Annotated in this window: 1 protein-coding gene; it reads left to right on the plus strand. The window is 58.6% G+C overall.

From position 1 onward, the window contains the following. Positions 1-208: hypothetical protein (locus tag MTCD1_RS19435; protein ID WP_438819307.1), on the plus strand; the 208-nt coding region annotated here is incomplete at its 5' end. Positions 209-263: the final 55 nt, after the last annotated feature.

A 263-nucleotide genomic window follows, 5' to 3' on the forward strand; every position in this document is an offset into this window, starting at 1 on the left:
CGCACTGAATTCAATTCTCAGTGGTGGGGTCAGCGACGTCCGCGAGTGGGTCAACAAACTGTATGGCGAAGCCTTTGCTGCCGTGTACGTGCCACCTGCAGCACAGGTCGCACTGCACCTCGACCATGAGATCACCATCGACTACGAGCCCAAGGGCCGGAGCGTTCACCATGAAAAAGACCATGCTTCCCTGCCTGACCTGGATTAGCTTGCTCTGCTGGGTCCTGACGGGGTGTTCCACCGACAAAGACACGCTGCTGCCC

Source organism: Colwellia marinimaniae (assembly GCF_002207865.1).
GTDB lineage: Bacteria > Pseudomonadota > Gammaproteobacteria > Enterobacterales > Alteromonadaceae > Colwellia > Colwellia marinimaniae.